Here is a 20,837-nt window from a genome sequence, read left to right as displayed (position 1 = left end):
GTCGTGACCCTATGGCGATGCGATAAGAAACCGCATTCAAGAAATGATCAGGGGGAGCAACCATGTCGCTATCGACATCCGATGTGATTCACATGCTGCTCGGCGTGCTGACGATCGCCGCGTTCGTTTACTTCAACCGACAGCTGTACCTGAGCGACTGGAATGGCGGTGCCTCGTTACTTGAGAGCGGTTACTACCTGGTGGCAGTCGCCGCCTTGGTGATCGGCTGGTATTTCAACCTCCAGTACATGAGTACCTACGGCAACGAGGTGGGCTGGGTTCACTGGACCCAGCTGCTGTTTGCCAATCCGGCCTCTGCGTCAGGTGGGCAGGATCTGATTTTCGCCAATGTGATTCTGCTGCCGTTGTGGACGATCTCGGAAGGGCGGCGCTGTGGAATGCGCGCGAGCTGGTGGTATTTTCCGATGAGCCTGCTCACCAGCTTCGCGTTTGCCATGGCCTTGTTTCTGGCTGCGCAGCAGCGACAGCATCGCTGGAACGAGCGGCGTTCCGTTTCGGCGTGATCCGGTCCGGCATCTGGCGGCAGCGTCCCTTCGGGGTAACGGCGGGAAGGACATGATCGGCTACGACTTTCGGTTGCACGCGGGGCGCTCGATGCTGCAGGGCGTCGAGTACGTCGAGTTGCAGGCGGGCGCCTTTGCGCAGCAGTACTGGAAAGATGATTCACGCTATGTGCAGGCGAGCGCGTTTGCGCTGATCGATCGTCCGTTGCGTGAAGCCAGCGACTACGAAGACGTCCACTCGACTGTGACCCTCGCTGGCGAGGCGGTGAAGCGCTGCTGTGACGCTTGGCGCGCGGCGGCGCGGCGGATCGAGGCCGGCGAGGTGCTGACGGCGGTGCGCGCGCTCGGGGTCGCGCATCTGCCTTTGATCGACGGTGAAATCGGCCTGCAGGCGCCGCAGGTCATCGCGCTGCTTGACGGTCTGGCGGACTACTTCGAGCAGGCCGCGCAGACGAAGTCGGCCTGTACGGTGGTCGGGCTGTGACGCAGGGCTACGTCCACAGATAGGCGCTGGTCCGCGTATTCAGCATATCCATGCGCACGCTGCGAAAGGCTGGACGCGCCGCACTGCCGGCGCAGACGTGCAGCGGCAGCAGGTGCTCTTCGCGGGGATGACTGAAGCGTGCGCCGGGTGCGGCGTCCCAGTGCACCAGCCGATCGCGGCGCTGCGCCTCGTCGAGCGCGGGGCTGCAGCAGGTTTCGCGCAGCCAGTCTTCAAAAGCGAAGTTCTGTGCCTGCGTCGACGTGCTCGGCGGCTGGAAGAACGCCCGCATGTTGTGAAAACTCGAGCCGGAGCCGAGCAGCAGGACGTTCCGCTCGCGCAGCGGCGCCAGTGCGGCGCCCAGCGCCAGATGCTGTGCCGGGTCGAGGCTGCGCAGCAGCGACAGCTGCACGCAGGGAATCGACGCGTCCGGGTACATCAGCTTCAGCGGCACGAACATGCCGTGATCGAAGCCGCGCTCGATATCCAGCCGCGCGTCGATGTGGGCACTGCGCAGCAGGTCGCGGATGTCCTGCGCCAGCGCCGGCGCGCCGGGGGCGGGGTAGCGGATGTGATAGGCCTCCTCCGGAAAGCCGCCGTAGTCGTAGATCAGCGACGGTTCGGCGGCCGCCGTGATGCTGGCGATCGGGGCTTCCCAATGCGCACTGACGACCACGATCGCCGAAGGGCGCACGATGCCGCTTGTGACCTGGCTCAGGAATTCGGTCAGCTGACGGTGCCCGGGATCGCCGAGCAGCGGTAGCGGCCCGCCTCCGTGGGTGATGTACATCGCTGATACCGCAATACGGTCGACCGCAGGACTGGTTTCGTTCGGCATGGGGCTCTTGCGGCATGAGTGGCGGCGCAGTCGGCATGCGCGCGAAGCGCCGCCACGTCGTCGGGAACAGTAGACTTGCGTCCGGGGACACTGGAGGTCAAGCCATCATGGCAAACGGACGAGGGGTGGGCGCATGACGAGTCTGCGGCAACGGGCGCTGGATGCCGGGCTGGCGGCGAACGAACGGGTGCTGGCAGCGCTGGACAACGCATTCGACTGGGTTTTTCTGCGCGAATCGCTGGTGCGTTCGGGTCAGACGCCGTACGAGTGCATCTATGAGGGCGACCCCATGTCGCTGCGCTACTACCCGGTGCCGGAGGGCAGCAGCATGGTGGCCGCCGGTGGTGAGCGGGTGCCGATCATCCGTCAGCGCAAGGCGGTGCCGCTGGTGCTGGTGCCGCCGCTCGGGGTGACGACCGAGAGCTTTGATCTGATGCCGGACCGCAGTCTGGTGCGCTACATGGCGGCGCGTGGGTATCACACCTACCTGATCGACTGGGGCAAGCCGCAGAAGCGCCACGCGCATCTGAGCATGGCCGACTATGCGTCTGAGATGATGAGCACCGCACTGGCCGAAGTGCGTGCGCACAGTGGCTCGAAGACAGTCTCGCTGATGGGGTGGTGCATGGGCGGGTTGCTGTGTCTGATCCACCTGGGTCTGCACGGTGACGCCGGCGTGCGCAATCTGATCACCGTGGCCAGCCCGATCGACCTGCGCGGTGGCGGCATCGTTGCGCGTGCCGCCAGTGTGCTGAACACGCCTGCGCGTCTCATCCGCAAGTTCACCAGTTGGCGCCTGCATCATCTGGATCCTGCGCGGCTGCACGCGCCAGCCTGGCTGACCACACTGGGCTTCAAGCTGACCGACCCGGTCGGCAGCATCTCAACTTACTGGGATCTGCTGACGCGACTGTGGGACCGCGAGTTCGTCGAAAGCCATTCGACCACAGCCGACTACCTGAACAACATGCTGCTGTACCCCGGTGGCGTGATTCAGGATCTGGTGGTGCGCATGGCGGTCGACAATCAGCTTGCCAGTGGCTGCATTCAGATCCGCGATCGGACCGCTGATCTGCGCAAGATCAAAGCCAATCTGCTGGTCTACGCCGGCACCACCGATCATCTGGTCCCGCCTGAGATTGCGCGCGGCAGCCTTGATGTTGTCACCAGCGCAGACAAGGAGTTTCGCATCGCGCCCGGCGGGCACATGGGTGTGATCCTCGGCAGCAAGGCCCAGCACGAAGTGTGGGAGCCCTGCGTGCAGTGGCTGGCATCGCGTTCAGAACTGACGCGTGCGCGCAATCCGAAGCGGCGCAGTGGTGCCGAAGAGACGCAGCGGCAGATTCAGCAGCGCCGCGAACGCGATGATCCGACGCTCTGACTCCGGGCAACTTGCGTCCGGCTCTGACTTAGCGCCGGACCGCATGCTGTGCGACCACGTCGGCGACCACCATGGTCACGCGTTTGGCCATCGGAATGTGCAGGAATTCATTCGGACCGTGCGCATTCGATTGCGGTCCGAGCACGCCGGTGATCAGGAACTGTGCCTGCGGGAATTTCTCCCCGAGCATGCCCATGAAAGGGATGGATCCGCCTTCTCCCATATAGGTCGGCGGTCGGCCGAAATAGGTCTGCGAGGCGTCAGCCACCGCCTGCTCCAGCCACGGTGACAGCGGCGGTGCATTCCAGCCCCCAGCCGATTTTTCCAGTTCAAAGCGCACCTTCGCGCCATGCGGCGGCTCCGCTTCCAGCAGCTGTTTCAGCGCTGCGCTGGCGCGTTCGGCATCCAGCGTTGGCGGCAGGCGCAGGCTCAGCTTCACCGCAGTATGCGGGCGCAGCACGTTGCCGGCGGCGTCCAGCGGCGGCAAGCCGTCAACGCCAGTAACCGCAAGCTGCGGTCGCCAGGTGCGGTTGAGCACCAGCTCGGTCCGCTCCTCGGTCACCGGGCGCATGCCTTCGACCCAGGGAAATTTGCTGTGCACTTCGCGGTCGAGGGTCTCACCCGCGCTGCGCGCCTGCTCCATGCGCTCTGCCGGAATCTCGACGTAGAACGCGTCGGGCTTGATGCGGCCGGTGACTTCATCCTCGAGACGTGACAGCAATTGGCGCAGCACGCGAAAGCTTGACGGCACGATGCCGGAGGCATCGCCCGAATGCACGCCCTCGGTCAGCACATCGACGCGCAGATTGCCGCCGGCGAGGCCGCGCAGGCTGGTGGTCAGCCACAGCTGATCGTAGTTGCCGCAGCCCGAATCCAGACAGATCACCAATGACGGCTTGCCGATGCGCGCGGCCAGATGGTCGACGTAGTAGGGCAGGTCGGTGCTGCCGGACTCTTCACAGGCCTCGATCATCACCACGCAGCGCGAGCGGGCGACCTTCTGTTCCTGCAAGGCCAGCAGCGCGGCCAGCGAACCGAAGATCGCATAGCCGTCATCGGCGCCGCCGCGTCCATAGAGGCGGTCTCCTTTCAGCACCGGGGTCCACGGGCCCAGTCCTTCGGACCAGCCGGTCATTTCCGGCTGCTTGTCGAGATGGCCGTACAGCAGCACACAGTCTTCGTCGCTGCCCCCGTTGGCGGCAGGCACGTCGATGAAGATCAGAGGCGTGCGGCCTGGCAGGCGCACGACTTCGAGGTTCGCACCCGGCAGCCCCGGCAGCTTGGTCTGCACCCAGCGCTGCATCAGCTCGACAGCCTGATCCATGTAGCCGTGCTCGGCCCATTGCGCGTCGAACATCGGCGACTTGTTGGGAATGCGGATGTACTCGATCAGCTGGTTGACGATTTCGTCGTCCCAGATTTTTTCGACGTAGCGCTGCAGATGCTTGCTGTCCATGGCGTCCCGTAAATTCTGACAGGGAAGGTCAGCAGTCTAGGCGCAACGGCGCATCACTCCAATCCGGGATGCGCCTCAGAAGGCCATGTGTGCCGGGTGCGCGAGGCAACCTCAGGCTGCGGCCGCGCGGCGCAGCGTCGAAACCAATGACGCGTGGGTGTCGACCGGCTGGTAGGCCAGATCGATCGGGCGCAGGGCGTCCAGGCAGTGCAGCGGGTTCTGGTCGTCGCGCAGCGCAAAGCTGGTGAAGCCGCAGCACTGCAGCATGGCGAGCTGGTCCAGTACCACGGCGTTGCCGGTGGCGCGGATTTCGCCGGTGTACTGATGGCGGTCGCGCAGCAGGCGCGCCTGACTGTAGGCGCGGCCGTCGGCGAAGCTTGGGAAGCTCAGTGCGATCAAGGGCTGCCCGCGCAGATCGTCGATCACGGTGCTGATGTCGACCGTGTTCGGCACATTGACCCCGACACACAGCGCATCCATTGCCAGCGATTCACGCTGCTGCTGCCAGCGCGTCAGCGAGACGATGAATTTGCCGTTGGCTGGCAGCTCTGCATCGTCGCTCAGCCAGACGTAGTCGTCGGTTTCGATGCGGCCGTTGCGGATCAGGGTCCTCATGCGGCGAGCTCCTCTTCTTCTGCTTCCACATACAGGCGGGCCTTGAATGGGGCCATGCCGACACGGCGATAGCACTGCAGGAAGGTTTCCTCCTCGTCGCTGCGCTCGCTCAGATAGACCTCGACGATGGTCTGCACGGCATCGGCGATCTGATCGCGGCTGAATGACGGGCCGGTGCGGTCACCCAGGCTGACGTCGTTCTCGGCGCTGCCGCCCAGCGTGACCTGATACCACTCCTCGCCCTTTTTATCGACGCCGAGAATGCCAATGTGGCCGACGGTGTGATGGCCACAGCCGTTCATGCAGCCGGACATCTTCAGCTTGATTTCGCCGACATCGTAGAGATGGTCGAGCGAATCGAAGCGGTCGTTGATGTCCTGCGCCACGCCGATCGAGCCGGCGTTGGCCAGACTGCAGAAGTCCAGGCCCGGGCAGCAGATCATGTCGGTCAGCAAGCCGATGTTGGGTGTCGCCAGCCCGGCGCCGCGCAATGCCTGCCACAGATCGTAAAGGTCGCCTTGCGCGACATCGGCCAGCACCAGGTTCTGATCGTGGGTCGCACGCAGCTCGCCGAAGCTGTAGCGTTCGGCCAGGTCGGCAACCAACTCCATCTGCTCGGCGGTGATGTCGCCCGGTGCAATGCCGGGCGCCTTCAGTGAGACGAACACGGCCTTGTAGCCATCGACGCGGTGCTCGCGCACGTTACGGCGGACGAAGGCGGCAAACGCGCTGTCGTTCTGTTGTGCCTTGTCGAAGCCGGCATCGTTGACCGCGTCAGTGCGATGGGGATGGGCCGCGAAGTGCGCTTTCATCCGCGCCAGATCATCTGGCGTGAATTCCAGTTCGGCGGCTTGTGGGCTGGCGAGTATCTGCGCCCACTCCTGCTCGACCAGCTCGGCAAACTTTGCCGGTCCGGTGGCCTTGACCAGAACCTTGATGCGCGCGCGATGAATGTTGTCGCGACGGCCCAGGCGGTTGTACACGCGCAGGATGGCTTCGAGGTAGGACAGCAGCTGTGCCTCGGGCAGGAACTCGCGGATCAGATGGCCGATCATCGGCATGCGGCCGAGGCCGCCGCCGACATAGATGCTGTAGCCGAGCTCGCCGTCGGCATTGCGCACGATGTGCACGCCGACGTCGTGGACCCGGGTTGCGGCGCGATCGTTGGTCGATGACGAGAACGCGAACTTGAATTTGCGTGGCAGCCAGTTGAATTCCGGGTGAAAGGTCGACCACTGCCGGGTCAGCTCGCAATACGGCCTGGGGTCGACCAGCTCGTCACGGGCGACGCCGGCCAAATGATCCGAGGTGATGTTGCGGATGCAGTTGCCGGAGGTCTGGATTGCGTGCATCTGCACGCTGGCCATGTCGGCCAGGATATCCGGAACCTGCTCGAGCTTGGGCCAGTTGTACTGGATGTTCTGGCGCGTGGTGATGTGGCCGTAGCCTTTGTCATAGGTGCGCGCGATATGCGCGAGCATGCGCAGCTGCCGACTCGAAAGCAGGCCATACGGGATCGCGACGCGCAGCATCGGCGCAAAGCGCTGGATGTAGAGGCCGTTGCGCAGGCGCAACATGCGGAACTCCTCCTCCGGCAGCTCGCCGGCGAGAAAGCGCCGGGTCTGGTCGCGGAACTGTTCGACACGCTGGTCGACCAGCTTCTGGTCGTATTCGTCGTACTGATACATGAGTGCAGTCAGGCGCTTGCCGGGGTCCGGCGGTCTCAACGGGCGCGCAGGTTAACAGTCGGGGCGACGGCGCCACAGCGCCTGGGCGACCTATGCTCAGAACGAACGGTTATTACGCCGCGCCCGCAGCAACTCAGGCAATCGAGCTGGGAACCTCTGGGATCAACTCGCGTGTGCGCTGGCGGCGCTGCTCGGGGTCGGCAATGGCAGCGATTTCGTCGATCAGTTCGCGACTCAGATGCGGCGCGAACTGTTGCAGGAAATCCACCATGTAACCGCGCAGGAACAGCCCGCGACGAAAGCCGATGTGGGTGATGCTGGCGTCAAACAGGTGGTCCACCGGCAGGCGCACCAGATCCTTGTCACTGCGTTCGTCGTAGGCCATGTCGGCGACGATGCCGATGCCCAGTCCGAGCCGGACATAGGTCTTGATGACGTCGGCATCGACTGCGGTCAGCACCACGTCCGGGCGCAGGCCATGCGCGGCAAAGGCCTGATCCAGTTTGGAACGCCCGGTGAAACCAAACGTGTAGGTGACAATCGGGTATTTGGCGATATCGGCAAGACTGAGCCGCGGCACCTTGGCCAACGGATGCTCGGGCTTGACCAGCACGCAGCGGTTCCAGCGGTAGCACGGCAGCATCACCAGCGTGTCGAAGTGATGCATCGCCTCGGTGGCGATCGCGAAATCGGCCTGGCCCTCGGCGGCGAACTTGGCGATCTGCGGCGGTGACCCCTGGTGCAGATGCAGGCTGACCTTCGGATAGCGCTTGCGGAACGCCTGGATCACCATCGGCAACGCATAGCGCGCCTGCGTGTGCGTGGTCGCAATCGACAGGTCGCCGCGGTCGGTGTCGTGGAATTCCTCGGCGATGCGCTGGATGTTCTGCTCTTCGTCCAGCAGTCGGCGCGTGTATTCGAGTATGCGCTGGCCCGCCGGTGTGACCTCGGTCAGGTGCTTGCCGTTGCGCACGAAGATATCGACGCCGAGCTCCTCCTCGAGCAGGCGGATCTGCTTGCTGACGCCGGGCTGTGAGGTGAACAGCGCTTCGGCGGCAGCGGTGACGTTGAGTCCGCGGCGGGCAACTTCGTAGATGTAGCGCAGCTGGCGGATCTTCATGCGGGGAAACGCGCCGGTACGGTATGGGGGTGCCGCATTATTTGGCAGGGACTGGGTGACCACAAGCCGTGTGCGGGATCGAGTGCGCGGCTGGCTTGGTTCAAATGATCGGTTACGCTTCGCGCCATGCAAACGTCCATCTGGCCCTATTACCCCGCTTTTCTGCGCCTGACCGGGCAGCGCGTGCTGCTGGTCGGCGGCGGCGAAGTCGCCGCACGCAAGCTGCGCTTGCTGTGTCGCGCGCAGGCGCAGGTGCAGATTGTCGCGGTTCGTCTCAATGCCGAAGTGGACGCTGCGGTGGCTGCGGGCGACGCCGCGCATTTGGGGCCTGTTTTCGATCCGGCGATGGTGACCGGATGTCGTCTGGTGGTTGCCGCGACCGACGATCGCGAACTGAATCGCCGGGTCGCGCAGGCGGCGGACGCCGCCGGGGTGCCTGTGAATGCCGTCGACGACATCGCCTCGAGCAGTTTCATCACACCGTCGATCGTCGATCGTGCGCCGCTGTTGATCGCAATCTCGACGGGCGGTGCGGCGCCGGTGCTGGCGCGGCGGCTGCGCGAGCGGATTGAGGCGATGCTGCCGTCCGGCTATGGCCGGCTTGCCGGCTTCATGCAGCGCTGGCGCGAACGTGTAGCGCAAACCGTGGGGACACCCGCTCGACGTGGCGTGTGGGAACGCCTGCTCGACAGCCCCGCGGTCGAGCAGGTGCTCAGCGGTGACGAGGTCGGTGCCGAAGCGCTGCTGCAGCGCCTGATGCAGGATCAGGCGGTCGCCGGCGAGGTCTATCTGGTCGGCGCCGGACCGGGCGATCCCGACCTGCTGACGTTCAAGGCGCTGCGCCTGATGCAGCAGTGCGATGTCGTGCTGCACGACCGTCTGGTGTCGCCGCAGATCATGGAGCTGGTGCGGCGCGACGCGCAGCGCCTGTTCGTCGGCAAGGCACGCAGCAATCACGCGGTGCCGCAGGACGAGATCAACGCCGAGCTGGTCCGGCTGGCGCGCAGCGGGTTGAAGGTGCTGCGCCTGAAGGGCGGCGACCCGTTCATCTTCGGTCGCGGCGGCGAGGAAATCGAAACCCTGATGGCCGAGGGCATCCCGTTCCAGGTCGTGCCCGGCATCACCGCGGCCAGCGGCTGTTCGACCTACTCGGGCATTCCGCTGACGCATCGCGACTACGCGCAGTCGGTGGTGTTCGTCACCGGACATGCGCGTGCCGACGGCGAGCTGAGGCTGAACTGGGATCAGCTGGCCCGACCCGGGCAGACGGTGGTGGTCTACATGGGGTTGAACAGCCTGCCGACGTTGTGCGCGCGGCTGATCCAGTACGGTCTGCCGGACGACTGGCCGGCGGCGATGATCGAACGTGGCACGTCGCCGGAGCAGCGCGTCATCGTCGGGACGCTTTCCGACCTTCCGGGGCAGATCGCCGCCGCCGGGCTCACCCAGGCCAGCCTGCTGATCGTCGGCGAGGTCGTTCGCCTGCGCGAGAAGCTGGCGTGGCGCGGTGATCTATCGACGATCGATTGAGACACTGTCCGGCCGGCGCGACAGACACATTCGGGAGCTACTGCATGACACACGTTCTGATAGCTGCGCCGACAGGGCCTCTGGCGTTGGCGGCACGATTGATCGAACCGTCGTTTCGTCACGGAGCGTCACAACTGAACGACGCGCAGAGGCGGCTCCCGCGGGTTGGCGTTGGTGTGGCGATGCGCGAACTGATCGGACGTCTGGATCATCGCGGGGTGCACTCTTGAAGTCGCGCTCTGGCGCGTTGGCGCGTATCGCTGTGATGGGGCTGCTTGCGTTCTGCGCAGGTGGCGTCGCGTCGGCGGTGCCGACCGAACCGTCAGCCGGGTTGATCTTTGAAGATTGCGATCTGCTGGACCATGGCGGCGTTCCACGCGCACAGGCCCAATGCGCGTCGCTATCCGTGCCGGAAGACCCTGCGGCGCCGGATGGCCGCAGGATTGCGCTGCGGATCGCACGGATCGACGCGCAGGTTCCGGGTCTGCATGACGATCCGGTGGTGCTGCTCGCCGGAGGACCCGGGCAATCGGCCATCGATGCCTATCTGAACATGCAGGCCGCCTTGCGTCGGCTCAACCGGGAACGTGATGTGCTGCTGGTGGATCAGCGCGGAACCGGCGGCTCGCACCGTCTGGCCTGCGATGAGCCGGACGATATCGACGCCGTGCCGGCCGACGCCGCGCAGTGGCGCGCACTCGCCGAAGCCTGCCGCAAGAAGCTGGAGCAGGGCGCGGACCTGCGCTTCTATACGACCTCGGATTACATCGGTGATCTCGAGCGCGTCCGTGCCGCGCTGGGTTCGCCGCGCTTCAATCTGATCGGGGGCTCGTATGGCACCCGCGTCGCCCAGGAATACCTGCGGCGGCATCCGGACGCGATCCGCAGTGTGGTGCTGGACGGCGTGGTGCCGCCGACGCTGGCCATGCCCGGCGAGCATGCGTGGAACTTCGAGGACGCGCTGCAGAAAATCTTCGCGCGCTGCGCCGCCGACGCCGCCTGCGCGCAGCGCCATGGCGATCTGAACACACAGCTGCATGCCGCGCAGCGCCGGCTGGACGGCGCGCGCGACGCGCAGCTCTATGCCGACGTGCTCGATTTCTCGCTCCGATCAGGCCGCCTGAGCCGGGACGGACTGGCGCTGCTGATCCGCCTGTATGCCTATCAGCCGGAGTCGGCCGCCTTGTTGCCGATGCTGATCAGCGAGTCGCTTGCCAGTCGTGAGGCGCCGCTGCTGGCGCAGCTCGATCAGCTCAGCCAGGGACTCGGCGGTCAGCTGGCACACGGTATGGAGCTGTCGGTGCTGTGCAGCGAAGATGCGCCGCGCCTGCAGGCGCGACCCGAGGATGCGGATACCTTGCTGGGTACGGCACTGGTCGACGGCGCGCTGGCGCAGTGTTCGGTGTGGCCGCGGGGGGAGGTGCCGGCGGATTTCGCCGAGCCGCTGGTCTCGGATGCGCCGGTGCTGCTGCTGTCCGGTGAATTCGATCCGGTGACGCCGCCGCGGTATGCGGAGCAGGTGCTGCGCACCCTCAGTCACGCGCGGCATCTGGTGGCGCCGGGGCAGGCGCATATCGTGATGACGCGTGGCTGCATGCCCAAGCTGGTCAAAACTTTCATCGACACGCTGGATGCCGCGTCGCTCGACGCCGGGTGCGTCGACGTCATGGGACCGACGCCGGCGTTTCTCGACTACAACGGATTCGGCCCATGATCGAAGTGTCCAATGTGCGTCGCGCCTTTGGCACGTTGCAGGCAGTGGACGGCGTGAGTTTCATCGCGGCGGACGGCCAGATCACCGGTCTGCTCGGGCCCAACGGCGCCGGCAAGACCACCACTTTGCGCATGCTCTACACCCTGCTGCGGCCTGACGCCGGCAGCATTCGCGTCGATGACATCGACGTGCTGGAAAATCCGCTCGAAGCGCGTCGCCGGCTCGGCGTGCTGCCGGACGCCCGCGGCCTGTACAAGCGCTTCACCGCACGCGAGAACATCGAATATTTCGGACGTCTGCAAGGGCTCGACGAAAGTACGCTGCAACGCCGCGTCGACGAGTTGATCCGGCGTCTGGAGATGCAGGACATTGAACATCGCCGCGCCGATGGTTTCTCCCAGGGGCAACGGGTCAAGACTGCGATTGCGCGGGCGCTGGTGCACGATCCGCGCAACATCGTGCTCGACGAGCCCACCAATGGCCTGGATGTCATGTCCACCCGCAGTCTGCGGCGCTACCTGCTGCAGTTGCGCGACGAGGGTCGCTGTGTGGTGCTGTCCAGTCACATCATGCAGGAGGTCGCGGCGCTGTGTGATCACATCGTCGTGATTGCGCACGGCCGCGTCGTGGCCAGCGGCACGTCGGCCGCGCTGCTGGAGCAGACCGGCGCCAGTTCGCTGGAGGATGCGTTTGTCGAAGTCATCGGCAGCGGCGAGGGTTTGATGGCATGAGCGCCTGGCTGACGGTTTTCATCAAGGAAGTGCGTGAGAACGCGCGCGATCGGCGCACTCTGGCTTCGGCCCTGTTGTACGGACCGCTGGTGGGGCCGGTGCTGTTTGCGGTGATGATGGTGTTCATCATGGGGCAGCAGCGCGATCAGGCAGAGCAGGTGCTCAAGCTGCCGGTAATTGGCGCCGAACGCGCGCCGAATCTGGTCGCGTGGCTGGTGCAGCAGGGCGTGGAGGTGCAGTCAGCTCCGGAGGACCCTGAAGCGGCCGTGCGCGAACAGCATGAGGATGTCGTGCTGCGGATTCCGCCGTCCTACGCCGAGCACTGGAGCCAGGGGCACACCGCGCCGCTGGATCTGATCTACGACGGCAGTCGCACCCACGCGGCAACAACGGTCCGGCGTACACGTGCGCTGCTGGAGACCTACGGGCGCCAGATCGCGGCGCTGCGACTGCAGGTGCGCGGCATTGCTCCGGAGGTGGTCGAACCACTGGCGGTTGTCGATCGGGATCTGGCAACGGCACAGAGCCGCACCGGCATGCTGATGGCGATGCTGCCGTACTTTCTCATTCTGTCGGCCTTCGTCGGCGGCATGTATCTGGCGATCGACACCACCTCCGGGGAGCGCGAGCGTCAGTCGCTGGAACCGCTGCTGATCACGCCGGTGTCGCGTGCGCAGATCATGCTTGGCAAGATGCTGGCGACCAGCGCGTATGCCGGTGCCTCGCTGATGATCTGCGTCGCCGCGTTCGTCGTCAGTCTGGGCCAGATTCCGGTCGAGCTGACCGGCTTTGCGCTGGCGCTGCCATTGCGCACGGCGCTGATGATCGTGATCGTGGTCCTGCCGATCGCGCTGCTGGCGGCATCAACGCAGACGGTGGTCGCGGCGATGGCCAAGTCATTCCGTGAGGCGCAGACCTATCTGCAGTTTCTGGTGCTGTTGCCTGCCGTTCCCAGCCTGGTGCTGGTGGTCAACCCGATGAAGCCTGCGCTGTGGATGGTGATGACGCCGCTGTTCGGTCAAAGCGCGCTGATCGGCGAGCTGCTGCGCGGGCAGAGCGTGTCGGGCGCGGCCATTGTCGGCTGCAGTGTGTCGACCGTACTGGTCTCGATGCTGTTTGCCGCACTCGCCGTGCGTCTGTACCAGAGCGAGCGTCTGGCCATCAGCGGCTAGCGCGGAGTTGGGTGATCGCCTGAGGTCACGCTTCAGGCGTTCTGCGCCGCACTCGGCCGGTCCAGATCGCGCGAGCGCAGGCGCTTCTGAATCGAGCGCTGGATCCCTGCGGTATCAAGCCCGCATTGGGCCAGCAGCTCTTCGCGCGTACCGTGTTCGATGAACTGGTCAGGAAGACCCAGATTCAGCACCGGCACGGTGTGATGTTGCGCCAGCAGTACCTCGTTGACGCCGGAGCCGGCGCCGCCCATGCGGGCGTTGTCTTCCAAGGTCACCAGCAGATCGTTTTCGTTGGCGAGTTCGAGAATCAGCTCGGTGTCCAGCGGTTTGACGAAACGCATGTCGGCGACGACGGCGTCGAGAATCTCCGCAGCTTCCAGCGCCGGCTGAACCATCGCGCCGAAAGCCAGGATTGCGACACGCGGACGCCGACGGCCGTGGGCTTCACGCACGATGCGGCCCTTGCCGACGGTCAGCAGTTTCGGCTCGGCATCACAGGTCACGCCGCTGCCGGTGCCGCGCGGGTAGCGCACCGCGCTGGGCTGATTCAGGCTCAGACCGGTGCTGAGCATGCGCCGGCACTCGTTTTCGTCCGAAGGCGCCATCACCACCATGTTCGGGATGCAGCGCAGATAGGACAGATCAAATGAGCCGTGATGCGTCGCGCCGTCGGCACCCACCAGACCGCCGCGATCGAGGGCGAATACCACCGGCAGATTCTGGATGGCGACGTCGTGGATCAGCTGGTCATAGCCACGCTGCAGGAAGGTGGAGTAGATCGCGCAGACCGGCTTGAGTCCTTCGCAGGCCAGACCGGCGGCCAGCGTCACTGCATGCTGCTCGGCGATGCCGACGTCGAAATAGCGCTCCGGAAAACGACGTGCGAACTCGACCAGACCCGAGCCTTCGCGCATGGCGGGCGTGATGGCCACAACGCTGGGGTCCGCCTCGGCGGCCTGACACAGCCAGTCACCGAAGACCTGGGTGTAGCTGGGCAGCGTCGCGGCCTTCTTTGACGGAAATGCACCGGTGACCGGATCGAACTGGGTGACGCCGTGGTACTTGATCGGGTCGCCTTCGGCGGGGTCGAAGCCTTTGCCCTTGACCGTGATGATGTGCAGTAGCTGCGGTCCGGGCAGATCCTTCAGGCGGTTCAGCGCTTCGGACAGCGCCTGCAGATCGTGACCATCGATCGGGCCGTGATAGCCGAAGCCGAAGGTCTCGAACAGTGCGCCCGGATTGTCCATGTGCGCGGGGTTGTGTTCGCCGTCGTCCGGTGCCGCACGGTGCGGCGCGGAGATGCCGAGTTTCTTGACCAGCCGCGCGGAGTGATTGCGCAGCGCGCCGACGTTCTCCGAGATCGACATGTCGTTGTCGTTGTAGATCACCAACATGTCGAGCTTGAGATGCCCAGCGTGATTCAACGCCTCGAACGCCATGCCGGCGGTCATCCCACCGTCGCCGATGACGGCGCAGACATGGCGCTTCTCGTTCTTCAGGCGTGCCGCGGCGGCCATGCCGGCCGCTGCGGAGATCGAGGTCGACGAATGGCCGACGCCGAAGGTGTCGTATTCGCTTTCACTGCGCAGGCAGAACGGCGCGAGGCCGCCGAGACGGCGGATCGTCTCCAGACGTTCACGTCGATCGGTCAGCATCTTGTGCGGGTAGGCCTGATGGCCGACGTCCCAGACCACGCGGTCGTGCGGCGTGTTGAGGCAGCGATGCAGGGCGATCGAGAGTTCGACCGTGCCCAGATTGGCGGCGAAATGGCCGCCGATGCGTCCCAGCGTCTCGATCAGAAAGCGCCGCATTTCGGTGGCCAGCGCCGGCAGTTCCGCGGCCGGCAGGCGGCGCAGATCCGGCGGGGTCTGTACCCGCCCCAGGAGGGCATAGCCAGGAATATCGGTCATGAACGATTCCAGTGCAGCGCGCACCAAAAGAGTGTTGGGTCGCTATTGTCGGTGGTCCGGATTATCCGTCAAATGTTGCAGTGCGCAAAATCCCGCGGATCAGTGGTCGCGTCCCTGGATCAGGTCGGCCAGGAACAGCAGCGGCGCTGCGGCGGCGCCAAACACCTCCAGTGCGGCACGGGCCTGACTGAACAGCGATTCGGCCCGTTCGCGTGCCGCGGGCAGGCCCATCACTGAAGGGTAGGTCGATTTGCCCTGCGCCTCGTCCTTGCCGATCGATTTCCCCAGCGTGGCCGCATTGCTCTCGATATCGAGGATGTCGTCCTGGATCTGGAAGGCCAGGCCGATGCACTTGCCGTAGCGATCGAGCGCATCGATCTGGTCCGGGCTCGCCGCGCTGGCAGCGGCGCAGGCCATGCGCAGGCAGGCGCGGATCAGCGCGCCGGTCTTGTGGATGTGCAGCGCTTCGAGTTCGGCCAGGTTCAGATCGAGACCTTCCGATTCCAGGTCGACGGCCTGACCACCGACCATGCCGCGCGAGCCGGCCGCCTCGGCCAGCAGTGCCACCATGCGCAGGCGCTGCGTCGGCGCGGCGGCCGTGGCCGAATCGGCGGCCAGCACTTCGAATGCCAGCGCCTGCAGCGCATCGCCGACCAGGATCGCGGTGGCCTCGTCGTAGGCGATATGCGTGGTGGCGCGGCCTCGACGCAGATCGTCGTCGTCCATCGCCGGCAGATCGTCGTGGACCAGCGAATAGGCGTGGATCAATTCGACGGCCGCGGCCGGCGCATCGAGTGCTTCGGGCGGAAGTCCGAGCACTTCGCCGGCCGCGTAGACCAGCAGTGCGCGCAGACGCTTGCCGCCATCGACGGAATAGCGCATCGCCGCATGCAGGCGTGCGGGATAGTGATCGTCTGCTGGCAGGCAGCGTTCGACGACCGCGCCCAGGCGGTCCCGATAAGCGGGCGCGCGGTCAGAAAACGGGGTGCTCACGTGGCGTCGGCTTCGCTGTCGGGTTCGAGCAGATTGCGCACCTTGAGTTCAGCGTGATCCAGTGAACCGCGGCACTGGCGCGTCAGGTCGACGCCGCGCTCGAACAGCTTGAGCGACTCGTCCAGGCGCAGGTCGCCGCGCTCCAAGGTCTGCACGATGGTTTCGAGTTCCTTCATTGCCTCTTCGAACTGTCCGACCGGGTCGGCGCCTGCTGCATCGGCGCCGGCCGCCGGGGCGTCCTGCTTCTTGGCCATCATCGCTCCAGCGTCGATATTCAGTGAATAAATATCGAATATTGTTGAGAAGGGCAATCGGTAATAACATGCCCCTCGATGCCGGGCGCCAGTTTAGCCCGGTTGCCCGCCTGCGGCGCATCGGCTAGTGTCGCGGCGCTTTTCTATCCGGTTTCCCATGGCAAACACGACGAATTACAGCGCAGAGGCCATTGAAGTTCTGCAGGGCCTCGACCCGGTGCGCAAGCGCCCCGGGATGTACACCGACACCACCCGACCGAATCATCTGGCCCAGGAAGTCATCGACAACGCTGTCGATGAGGCTCTGGCGGGCTACTGCAAGCAGCTGAGTGTCACGGTTCATGAGGACGGCTCGCTGGAAGTGTCCGACGACGGTCGTGGCATGCCGGTGGATATCCATCCCGAGCACAAGGTCAGCGGTGTCGAGCTGATCCTGACCAAGCTGCATTCGGGTGCGAAGTTCTCCAACAAGATGTACCAGTACTCCGGTGGTCTGCACGGCGTTGGTGTGTCGGTGGTCAACGCGCTGTCGATGAAGCTCGAAGTGCGGGTTCTGCGCGGCGGTCAGGAGCACCGCATCGAATTCGCGGGCGGCGAGCGCAGCGTACCGCTGGAAGTCGTCGGGACGGTGGGCCGGAACCGCACGGGAACGATCGTGCGCTTCTGGCCGGACCCGAAGTATTTCGATTCACCAAAATTTTCGATTCCGCGTCTGAAACAGATTCTGCGGGCGAAGGCGGTGTTGTGCCCGAATCTGAAGGTCACGCTCGATGACCGCATCAACAAGGAAGAGACGGTCTGGCAATACGAAAACGGTCTGCCGGATTATCTGCGCGACGCGCTGAACGGTGCGGAGACCTTGCCGGCCGAACCCTTCATTGGCAACTTCAAAGGCAAGCGCGAGGAGGCGGAGTGGGCGCTGGTGTGGCTCAATCAGGATGGCGGCAAGACCGAGCCGGTGGCGGAGTCCTACGTCAATCTGATTCCGACCGCGCAGGGCGGCACCCATGTCAACGGCCTGCGGACCGGCCTGACCGAGGCGATTCGGGAATTCTGCGAGTTCCGCAATCTGCTGCCGCGGGGCATGAAGCTGACGCCGGAAGACGTCTGGGGCGGCTGTGCCTATGTCCTGTCGGTGAAGATGCACGATCCACAGTTTGCCGGGCAGACCAAGGAGCGTCTGTCGTCGCGCGAGACCGCCGCGTTCGTGTCCGGGGTGGTCCACGACGCCTTCAGTCTGTGGCTGAACCAGCACCCTGATCAGGGTGAGCAGGTGGCGCAGCTGGTGATCGCCAACGCCAGCGCGCGCATGAAACAGGCGCGTACGGTCGTGCGCAAGAAGATCACCAGCGGTCCGGCCCTGCCCGGAAAGCTGGCGGATTGTGTGTCGTCCGATCCTGGGCGGACCGAACTGTTCCTGGTCGAAGGCGATTCCGCCGGCGGTTCGGCCAAGCAGGCGCGCGATCGAGAGTTTCAGGCGGTGATGCCGCTGCGCGGCAAGATTCTCAACACCTGGGAAGTCGATGCCAACGAAGCGCTGCGCTCGCAGGAAATTCACGACATTTCGGTGGCGATCGGGGTCGATCCCGGCAGTCCGGATATCTCCGGTCTGCGCTACGGCAAGATCTGCGTGCTGGCTGACGCCGACTCGGATGGCCTGCACATCGCGACCCTGTTGTGCGCGCTGTTCCTGAAGCACTACCGGCCATTGGTCGAGGCCGGCAATATCTGCATCGCGATGCCGCCGTTGTTCCGCATCGACGCCGGCAAGCAGGTGTTCTACGCGCTGGATGAGGCTGAACGCAACGGCGTGCTCGATCGCCTCGCTGCCGAGAACAACCGCGCCAAGATCAGCGTCACGCGCTTCAAAGGTCTGGGTGAGATGAACCCGCTGCAGCTGCGCGAAACCACGATGGCGCCGGATACGCGCAGGCTGGTGCGGCTGTCGCTGGATGAATCCACGGCGGACGGTGAGGCCAGTGAGTCCGATGCCCTGATGGACATGCTGATGGGCAAGAAAAACGCCGCTGATCGCAAGGTTTGGCTGGAGCGCGAAGGCAATCGCGCCGAAGTCTGATCCGCACTGAACCCAATCACGAGATCCGATGACTGATCCCACTCCGAATCCCGACGCGCTGTCGGATACCGGCACCGAACGTCTGCCGCTGCGCGTGTTCGCGGAAAAGGCCTACCTCGACTATTCGATGTACGTCGTGCTTGATCGTGCGCTGCCGAACATCGCCGATGGTCTGAAGCCGGTCCAGCGTCGCATCATCTACGCGATGTCCGAGCTCGGCCTGTCGGCCGGGCAGAAGCACAAGAAATCTGCACGTACCGTCGGTGACGTCATCGGCAAATTCCATCCGCATGGCGACAGCGCCTGCTACGAAGCGATGGTGACGATGGCGCAGCCGTTCAACTATCGCTATCCGCTGGTCGATGGTCAGGGCAACTGGGGTTCGCCGGACGATCCGAAGTCGTTCGCGGCGATGCGCTATACCGAATCGCGACTGACGCCGTATGCGGCGACGCTGCTCAACGAGCTGGAGCAGGGCACGGTCGACTGGGCGCCGAACTTCGACGGCACGCTGGAAGAGCCCAAGCTGCTGCCGGCGCGGCTGCCGAATATTCTGGTCAACGGCACCACCGGCATTGCGGTGGGTATGGCGACCGACATCCCGCCGCACAACATCCGCGAACTGGTCGCGGCCTGTCTGCACCTGCTGAAGCATCCGAACGCGCAGATCGAGAAACTGTGCGAGTTCGTTCCCGGCCCGGACTTCCCGACCAGCTGCGAGATCGTGTCGGAGCCGCACGATCTGATGAAGATCTATCAGACCGGCAATGGCCAGATCCGCGCGCGTGCGCGCTGGGAGCGCGATGACGACGGCAACATGATCGTGACGCATCTGCCATTTCAGGTTTCGCCGGCCAAGGTGCTGGAGCAGATCGCCGACCAGATGCGCGCGAAGAAGCTGCCGCTGGTCGAGGACCTGCGCGATGAGTCCGACCACGAAAATCCGACTCGTCTGGTGATCGTGCCGCGTTCGAACCGGGTCGATGCCGAGCAGCTGATGGCGCATCTGTTTGCGACCACCGATCTGGAGCGCAGCTATCGCGTCAATCTGAACATGATTGGCCTGGATGGTCGTCCCAGGGTCAAGAACCTCAAGGAAATCCTCAGCGAGTGGCTGGAGTACCGCTTTGCCACCGTGACGCGGCGACTCAACCACCGCCTGAACAAGGTCAACGAGCGCCTGCATCTGCTCGAAGGCTTGATGATCGCCTATCTGAATCTCGATGAGGTGATCCGGATCATCCGCTACGAGGACGATCCCAAGGCCAAGTTGATGCTGACCTTCGCGTTGTCGGAGATTCAGGCGGACTACATCCTCGATTTGAAACTGCGCCACTTGCAGAAGATCGAGGAGATGAAGATCAAGGGCGAGCAGGAAGAGCTCGCGGCCGAGCGCGCGCGCCTGGAGGCGTTGTTGGGTAGCGACGATCAGATGAAGAAACTGATTGGCGACGAGCTCAAGGAGGATGCCAAGAAGTACGGCGACGAGCGCCGCTGCTCCATCAACGCGAAACCCCCTCCAACGGCGCTGGAAGCCACCGAAATCCTGCCGGCCGAAGCGGTGACCGTGGTGCTGTCGAAGGCTGGCTGGATCCGCGCCGGCAAGGGCCATGATCTGGATCCGACCGCGCTGAGCTACAAGGCCGGCGACGAATATCTGTGTCATGCGCAGGGCAAGACCAACGAATTGCTGGTGTTGATCGACAATCGCGGCCGCTGCTATACGCTGAGTCCGCGGGATCTGCCGTCGGCACGTTCGCAGGGCGAGCCGGTCACGACCAAGCTGGATATGACGCCGGGTGCCCGCATCATCGCGATGATGATGGGCAGTGCCGAGCAGCGCCATGTGCTCGGGTCGGCTGAAGGCTATGGCTTTGTTGCGCGGCTGGGGGATCTTGAATCGCGGCTGCGTGCCGGCAAGGCGGTCGTTACGGTTGGTGCCGATGCTTCAGCAATGATTCCGGCGTTGTCGCCGGAGCCGACGGAGGATCGGCTGGCGCTGGCGACCGCCGAGGGCCGCTTGCTGGTGTTCGCGCTGGCCGAATTGCCGGAGCTGGCCAAGGGCAAGGGCAACAAGCTGATCGGACTCAAGGGCGAAGACCGCATCCTGGCTTGGGCGGTGCTGACGCCGGGTGCGAGTCTGGCGCTGGTCTGCGGCAAGCGCAGCCTGACCCTGAAGCCGGCGGATCTGGATCACTACGTCGGCACTCGAGCCAGTCGCGGCAGTCACTTGCCGCGCGGCTTCCAGCGGGTAGACCGCATGGAGATCGAGACGCCGCGCGCGGCCCCCTGAACGTTGCCCGGCGTCGGAACTCCGACGCCGGGTCGTCGGTCTTGAAATCGGACCCCGCGA

Annotated in this window: 17 protein-coding genes; 9 read left to right on the top strand and 8 right to left on the bottom strand. The window is 64.8% G+C overall.

All coding sequences use genetic code 11. The features are described 5' to 3' along the window. Nucleotides 1-62: 62 nt before the first annotated feature. Nucleotides 63-524, top strand: a complete 462-nt coding sequence (locus E4T66_RS10780) for a DUF2834 domain-containing protein (protein WP_136849021.1) — start codon at nucleotides 63-65, stop codon at nucleotides 522-524. Nucleotides 525-576: 52 nt separating this feature from the next. Further along, complete coding sequence (locus tag E4T66_RS10775) at nucleotides 577-1,008, top strand: hypothetical protein (RefSeq protein ID WP_136849020.1); 432 nt, start codon at nucleotides 577-579, stop codon at nucleotides 1,006-1,008. A 7-nt stretch (nucleotides 1,009-1,015) separates the two neighbouring features. Here E4T66_RS10775 and E4T66_RS10770 read toward each other — a convergent pair whose 3' ends face one another. Further along, nucleotides 1,016-1,843 (bottom strand): DODA-type extradiol aromatic ring-opening family dioxygenase, encoded by an 828-nt coding sequence (locus tag E4T66_RS10770; RefSeq protein ID WP_136849019.1) that lies wholly within the window; start codon nucleotides 1,841-1,843, stop codon nucleotides 1,016-1,018. Between the two features lie 133 nt (nucleotides 1,844-1,976). Here E4T66_RS10770 and E4T66_RS10765 point away from each other — a divergent pair, with 133 nt between their 5' ends. Continuing rightward, on the top strand, nucleotides 1,977-3,224 hold the full coding sequence (locus E4T66_RS10765; RefSeq protein ID WP_136849018.1) for an alpha/beta fold hydrolase: 1,248 nt from the start codon (nucleotides 1,977-1,979) through the stop codon (nucleotides 3,222-3,224). 28 nt (nucleotides 3,225-3,252) lie between these two features. On the opposite strand, the gene E4T66_RS10760 is transcribed toward E4T66_RS10765, so the two are convergent. The 4 genes from E4T66_RS10760 to cysB all read right to left on the bottom strand — a co-directional run bounded on the left by E4T66_RS10760 (nucleotide 3,253) and on the right by cysB (nucleotide 8,103). Further along, nucleotides 3,253-4,680, bottom strand: coding sequence for a M20 family metallopeptidase (locus E4T66_RS10760; protein WP_136849017.1), 1,428 nt, complete (start codon nucleotides 4,678-4,680; stop codon nucleotides 3,253-3,255). A 111-nt stretch (nucleotides 4,681-4,791) separates the two neighbouring features. Then, nucleotides 4,792-5,295, bottom strand: a complete 504-nt coding sequence (locus E4T66_RS10755; RefSeq protein ID WP_136849016.1) for a DUF934 domain-containing protein — start codon at nucleotides 5,293-5,295, stop codon at nucleotides 4,792-4,794. Next, the gene (locus E4T66_RS10750) at nucleotides 5,292-6,983 is read right to left on the bottom strand and encodes a nitrite/sulfite reductase (protein ID WP_136849015.1); all 1,692 of its coding nucleotides are present in this window, start codon (nucleotides 6,981-6,983) and stop codon (nucleotides 5,292-5,294) included. Before E4T66_RS10750 ends, E4T66_RS10755 begins: the two co-directional genes overlap by 4 nt. 133 nt (nucleotides 6,984-7,116) lie before the next feature. Then, on the bottom strand, nucleotides 7,117-8,103 hold the full coding sequence (gene cysB, locus E4T66_RS10745; protein ID WP_136849014.1) for an HTH-type transcriptional regulator CysB: 987 nt from the start codon (nucleotides 8,101-8,103) through the stop codon (nucleotides 7,117-7,119). A gap of 126 nt (nucleotides 8,104-8,229) precedes the next feature. On the opposite strand from cysB, the gene cysG reads away from it, so the two are divergent. From cysG to E4T66_RS10725, 4 genes are all read left to right on the top strand, one after another. Beyond that, nucleotides 8,230-9,633: a siroheme synthase CysG gene (gene cysG / locus E4T66_RS10740; RefSeq protein ID WP_136849013.1), complete on the top strand. Its 1,404-nt coding sequence runs from the start codon at nucleotides 8,230-8,232 to the stop codon at nucleotides 9,631-9,633. 226 nt (nucleotides 9,634-9,859) lie between these two features. Next, nucleotides 9,860-11,347: an alpha/beta hydrolase gene (locus E4T66_RS10735; RefSeq protein WP_136849012.1), complete on the top strand. Its 1,488-nt coding sequence runs from the start codon at nucleotides 9,860-9,862 to the stop codon at nucleotides 11,345-11,347. After that, nucleotides 11,344-12,078 (top strand): ABC transporter ATP-binding protein, encoded by a 735-nt coding sequence (locus E4T66_RS10730; protein WP_136849011.1) that lies wholly within the window; start codon nucleotides 11,344-11,346, stop codon nucleotides 12,076-12,078. The genes E4T66_RS10735 and E4T66_RS10730 overlap by 4 nt, the downstream gene beginning before the upstream one ends. After that, nucleotides 12,075-13,250: an ABC transporter permease gene (locus E4T66_RS10725; protein ID WP_136849010.1), complete on the top strand. Its 1,176-nt coding sequence runs from the start codon at nucleotides 12,075-12,077 to the stop codon at nucleotides 13,248-13,250. The genes E4T66_RS10730 and E4T66_RS10725 overlap by 4 nt, the downstream gene beginning before the upstream one ends. 32 nt (nucleotides 13,251-13,282) lie before the next feature. Here the strand turns inward: E4T66_RS10725 and dxs are convergent, their stop codons facing one another. From dxs to E4T66_RS10710, 3 genes are all read right to left on the bottom strand, one after another. Beyond that, entirely contained in the window at nucleotides 13,283-15,160 is a 1,878-nt protein-coding gene (dxs, locus tag E4T66_RS10720; RefSeq protein ID WP_136849009.1) for a 1-deoxy-D-xylulose-5-phosphate synthase, read from the bottom strand. Between the two features lie 99 nt (nucleotides 15,161-15,259). Beyond that, complete coding sequence (locus E4T66_RS10715) at nucleotides 15,260-16,153, bottom strand: polyprenyl synthetase family protein (RefSeq protein ID WP_136849008.1); 894 nt, start codon at nucleotides 16,151-16,153, stop codon at nucleotides 15,260-15,262. Then, entirely contained in the window at nucleotides 16,150-16,407 is a 258-nt protein-coding gene (locus tag E4T66_RS10710) for an exodeoxyribonuclease VII small subunit (protein WP_136849007.1), read from the bottom strand. The genes E4T66_RS10715 and E4T66_RS10710 overlap by 4 nt, the downstream gene beginning before the upstream one ends. A gap of 157 nt (nucleotides 16,408-16,564) precedes the next feature. Between E4T66_RS10710 and parE the strand changes: the two genes are divergently transcribed. Beyond that, a complete protein-coding gene (gene parE, locus E4T66_RS10705; RefSeq protein ID WP_136849006.1) occupies nucleotides 16,565-18,484 on the top strand; it encodes a DNA topoisomerase IV subunit B in 1,920 nt (639 codons plus the stop codon). A gap of 28 nt (nucleotides 18,485-18,512) precedes the next feature. Further along, nucleotides 18,513-20,777: a DNA topoisomerase IV subunit A gene (gene parC, locus E4T66_RS10700; protein ID WP_136849005.1), complete on the top strand. Its 2,265-nt coding sequence runs from the start codon at nucleotides 18,513-18,515 to the stop codon at nucleotides 20,775-20,777. Nucleotides 20,778-20,837 lie beyond the last annotated feature (60 nt).

The sequence above is a fragment of the Sinimarinibacterium arenosum genome, from assembly GCF_005047655.1.
Taxonomy (GTDB): Bacteria; Pseudomonadota; Gammaproteobacteria; order Nevskiales; family Nevskiaceae; genus Solimonas.
This window is presented reverse-complemented; position numbering and strand designations above follow the sequence as displayed.